Annotated in this window: 2 protein-coding genes; both read left to right on the top strand. The window is 67.5% G+C overall.

Going from position 1 to position 5,064, the window contains the following annotated elements; all coding sequences use genetic code 11:
• Window positions 1-315 precede the first annotated feature (315 nt).
• Window positions 316-3,912, top strand: a complete 3,597-nt coding sequence (gene mfd / locus ACT6Y9_RS08560; RefSeq protein WP_443744227.1) for a transcription-repair coupling factor — start codon at window positions 316-318, stop codon at window positions 3,910-3,912.
• 446 nt (window positions 3,913-4,358) lie between these two features.
• The coding region (locus tag ACT6Y9_RS08555; RefSeq protein WP_443744226.1) for a porin at window positions 4,359-5,064 on the top strand (706 nt) is incomplete at its 3' end.

Below are 5,064 nucleotides of genomic sequence, written 5' to 3'. Positions count from 1 at the left end.
CGTCGCCTTATATCCCCGCCATGAATGACGGGGCTTTACGGCTCGGTTTGGTAAACAACTCTCGACTAAACGGCGCATCCACCCCGGAGCGGACGACGGCCGGCGTCCCATCACCCTCCGCGGCCCACTCACTCTTCGCCGGGTACCGCCCCTTCCTCACGAGAACCGCCGCCCTTGTCGGCAGGCGGGATTCGCCCCCCTCCAACGACGCAATCCCGGGACTTTTAGAATGTTGAGCCGACCGCCCTGCGCACCGTGCGCCGGACGGTATTCGCCGTTTCCGTCATTTCGTCCGCACCGGTCGGAGCCCGCACCATGCCTCTCCAACAGCCTGAAATCATTCCCGAAGACCTCACGCGCCTCAAACCCGGCGAGCGCCGCAGGGTGGAGATCTCCGCGCAGACGAGCGACGCGGCGGCGCTCGCCGAGGCGGCCCTCGCCTTCCGGGCGCGGGGCGAGCGCGTTCTTGTGGTCTGCGCCGATCCGGCGGACGTGCCGCGGCTCACGGCCGAAATTCCCTGGTTCGCGCCCGAGCTTTCGGTGCGCCCGCTTCCCGACTGGGAGACGCTCCCCTACGACGTGCTCTCGCCCCAGGAGGACCTCGTCTCCGAGCGTCTTGAAACGCTCTACCGGCTCACCGCGCCCACGGGCGGCGCGGACGTGCTCCTCGCCTCGGCCGTCACCGCCTCGCAGCGCCTCGCCCCGGTCTCCTACATCGGCGCGAGCACGTTCTTCTTCCACACGGGCGAGGAGACCTCGATCGAGCACATCAAGGAGCGGCTCGCCCTCGCGGGGTACGCCAACGTGAAGCAGGTCCTCGCCGCGGGCGAATTCGCCGTGCGCGGCGGCATCGTGGACGTCTTCCCGATGGGCTCCGAGCGCCCCTTCCGGCTCGACTTCTTCGACAACGAGATCGAATCGATCCGGTGGTTCGACGTCGAGACGCAGCGCTCGATGGAGGAGACCAAGGAGATCCGGCTCCTCCCGGGGCACGAGTTCCCCGTCGACCCCGACTCGCTGCTCGCCTTCCGGCAGCGCTGGCGGCGTCAGTTCGCGGGCGACCCGAAGAAGAGCCTCGTCTACCGCGACGCCGAGCAGGGCATCCTCTCGCCCGGCATCGAGTACTACCTGCCGCTTTTCTTCGACGAGACCGCCGCACTCGCGGACTACCTTCCGGCAAACGCCCGGGTGATGATGTTGGGCGACGTCGACAAGGCCCTCCAGGCCTTCGGGCGCGACATGACCTCGCGTGCGAAGGTGCTCGCAGGCGACGAGCTGCGCCCGGCGCTCCCCCCGGAGCTTCTGTGGCAGAAGCCCGAGGAGTTCTTCACCTCCCTCGGGCGCTTCACCCGCATTTCGCTCGACAAAACCAACTCCGCCGATGACCTCGAGCAGTTGGTGGGCGTCGAAGTGGACCGCAAGAGCCAGAACCCGGTCGAAAAACTCCTCGAGCGCACGGCGGCGAGCGCCGCAAAGGGCCGGCGCACGCTCATTTCCGCCTCTTCGGCCGGACGCCTTGAGACCATGTCGGAGCTCTTCCGCTCCGGCGGGCTGAAGTTCACCGAATACCCGTCCTGGAGCGGCTTCCTCGCGGGCGACGCCAAGGTGGGCGTCGCCGCGACGCCACTCTATTCGGGCGCGGTCTTTCATTCGCCCGACGTCGTGATCCTCACCGAGACGGAGCTCTACGCGGCAAGTCCCCGCCGGCAGCGTCTGCGCCGGATGCGCCACGCCACCACGCTCGAGATGATGGTGCGCGACGTCGCGGAATTGAAGCCCGGCGACGCGGTCGTGCACGCCGACCACGGCATCGGCCGCTACCGCGGCCTCGTGCATATGGAGGCGGGCGGGGGCGACGCGGAGTTCCTCGAAATTGAATACAAGAACGCCGCGAAGCTCTTCGTGCCGATCACGAACCTGCAGCTCATCTCGCGCTATGCGGGCGCGGACCCCGATCACGCGCCCCTCCATCAGTTGGGGCGCGGCGACTGGGAGAAGGCCAAGCGCAAGGCGGCCGAGGAGGTGCGCGACACCGCGGCGGACCTCCTCAACCTCTACGCGCTCAGGAAGACCCGCGCGGGGATGAAGTTCGAGATGAACCCCGCGGACTACAAGGCCTTCCGCGAGGGCTTCGCCTTTGAGGAAACGCCCGACCAAGCCGCGGCGATCGAAGCCGTCGTCTCCGACATGACCTCCGGGAAATCCATGGACCGCCTGGTCTGCGGCGACGTGGGGTTCGGCAAAACGGAGGTGGCGCTGCGCGCGGCGTTCATCGCCGCAATGTCGGGCCGGCAGGTCGCCGTTCTCTGCCCGACCACGCTCCTCGCCGAGCAGCACGCCGCGACCTTCCGCGACCGCTTCCGCGCCTGGCCCGTGACTATCGCCGAGCTCTCGCGCTTCCGCACGGGCCGCGAGACCGCCAAGGCCGTCGAGGGCCTCGCCGACGGCACGGTGGACATCGTGATCGGCACGCACAAGCTCCTCTCCGACAAGGTCGCCTTCAAGAACCTCGGCCTCATCATCATCGACGAGGAGCACCGCTTCGGCGTGCGCCAGAAGGAGCTGCTCCGCAAGATCCGCGCCGAGGTGGACGTCCTCACGCTCACCGCGACGCCGATTCCGCGCACGCTCTCGATGTCGCTCGAGGGGATCCGCGACTTCTCCGTGATCGCGACGGCCCCGGAGCGCCGCCTCTCGGTGAAGACCTTCGTGCAGAGCGACCAGGACGGGACGATCCGCGAGGCGGTGCTGCGCGAATTGAAGCGCGGCGGCCAGGTCTACTTCCTCCACAACGAGGTGGAGACGATGGAGAACGCCCTGCTGCGCCTCGAGAAGCTCGTTCCCGAAGCGCGCATCGCCGTCGCCCACGGCCAGATGCACGAGCGCGAACTCGAGCGCGTGATGCGCGAGTTCTACCAGCAGCGCTTCAACGTGCTCCTCTGCTCGACCATCATCGAGACGGGCATCGACGTCCCGTCGGCGAACACCATCATCATCGAGCGCGCGGACAAGTTCGGCCTCGCGCAGCTCCATCAGCTGCGCGGCCGCGTCGGGCGCTCGCACCACCAGGCCTACGCCTACCTCCTCACGCCCCCTGACGGAGCGTTCACGAAGGACGCGCAGAAGCGCCTCGACGCCATTCAGGCGCTCGAGGACCTCGGTTCGGGCTTCTACCTCGCGATGCACGACCTCGAGATCCGCGGCGCGGGCGAAGTGTTGGGCGAGCACCAGAGCGGCGAGATCGCCGAGGTGGGCTATGAGCTCTACAACCGCATGCTCATGCAGGCGGTGCGCTCGCTCAAGCGCGGCGAAGCGCCCGCGGTGGACGGCCCCCTCGCGCTCACGACCGACATCAACCTCCACGCCCCGGCGCTCCTGCCCTCGGACTACGTGAGCGACGTCTCGCAGCGCCTCGCCTACTACAAGGCCTTTGCATCGGCTGAGGACCGCACGGCGCTCGAGCGCTCGACCGAGGCGCTCGTGGACTGCTACGGGAAGCTTCCCGACGCGGCGCGGCGTCTGATCGAGGTGCACAAACTGCGCCTCAAATGCGAGGCGATCGGCATCCGCCGCATCGACGCCGCCCCTACGGCGATCGTGATCACCTTCACCGCGAAGCCGAACCTCGACCCGCTCGCCCTCATCCGCTTCATGCAGTCGAGGACCGACGCGCAGATGGCGGGCCCGGAGCGCCTGCGGATCGCCGCCTCGACCCCCGACCCTGAAGCGCGCCTCAACCTCGTCTACGAAGTGCTCGCGCGCCTCGCGCCGCCCAAGGCACCGACCGCACCTGCTGAAGCGGAAACCCCCGCCAAGCCCGGCGCGAAATCCGGTGCGAAACCCGACGAGAAGCCCTCCGCCACCGATTCCGCTCCGGGCAAAACGGCGCAGTCGAGGCGCTCCCGCCGCTGAGGGATTCGCCGCCATCCTCCCGCCCCTGACCGCCCGCAAACGGCTTGACGGGGTGTTCATCCGTCCTTCACGCCCCTTTGACGGCGAAGCGGGAAGATGCTTTCCGTCGTTCAGGAGGACCTCCTCAAGGAAGTCCGCCGAGGCGGCTTGTTGAGAGTCTCTTTTCTGTCGAACAGAAAATGCGGCGCGGACGGATGAGCGGACGAGGACACCGGATTATCCGTTCGCGCCGCTTCTTTTTTCTGCGCCGCCCTCTGAGGGCGCAGGTCGAAACTGGAATTCATATTTTCCAAAAAGCGGACGAGACGCACAGGTAGTCCTTATGGCTTAGTTCGATCGGCTCATTTAGCCTCGGAGGCTGAGATCCATCAGAAGCCCGAAAGCGCCTCCGCCTCCCCTGGAGGAGCGCCGGCCGTAGCCGGGCCGAAGCCAAAGGAGACGCTCTCATGCCTCGTCATCCCCTCACCGCGCTCAGCGCAGCGCTTCTCTCCTCCATCTTTCTCGCCGCCGCGGGCGCCGCTCAGGCGGCCGACGTGAACGTCAACGTTTCGGCCGTCACGGGGCTCTTCTATTCACACGGCGAGGGCGGCGACGGCTCGCTCTCGATGGCGGGCTACGGGCAGCTTCCCGACGACTCCCAAGTGCTCATCACCGCACGCGAAGACCTCGGCAACGGCTGGTACGCAGGAGCTCAGCTGCGCAGCCTCATTTCGCTCGACTCGGGGAGCTTCGTCGAAGACGGCGTCATCTTCGACGCCCTCTCGCGCGCCTACCTCGGCAACGACTTCATCGAGTTCTCCTTCGGCCGCATGGCGGGCCTCACGGTGGCGGGCCTGCCCTACTCCGTCTATGCGAAGCTCAACGCCAACCAGACCTACGCCTCGCTCGCGGGCATTGCGCCGGCGAACATCACCTTCCAGCCGGGCCGCCTCTCCAACGCCGTCGGCTTCGCCACGCGCGCGAAGACCGGACTCTTCCTGCACGGCGTCTACTCGAACGGCGACTCGAAGAAGGCGACGGGCGACACCGAGGCGACCGAAGACTGGTCGGACCGCCGTCATGTCGCACAGCTCTCGACCGGCTGGGCGGGCGAGCGCTTCAACAGGATTGCCGCAGGAGTCCCCTTCCTTCAGGTGGGGGAGGAATGCGGCA

This window comes from Sutterella sp., assembly GCF_052272535.1.
Taxonomy (GTDB): domain Bacteria; phylum Pseudomonadota; class Gammaproteobacteria; order Burkholderiales; family Burkholderiaceae_F; genus Sutterella.
The sequence above is the reverse complement of the archived record's forward strand: the minus strand, read 5'-3'. Positions and strand labels throughout refer to the sequence as shown.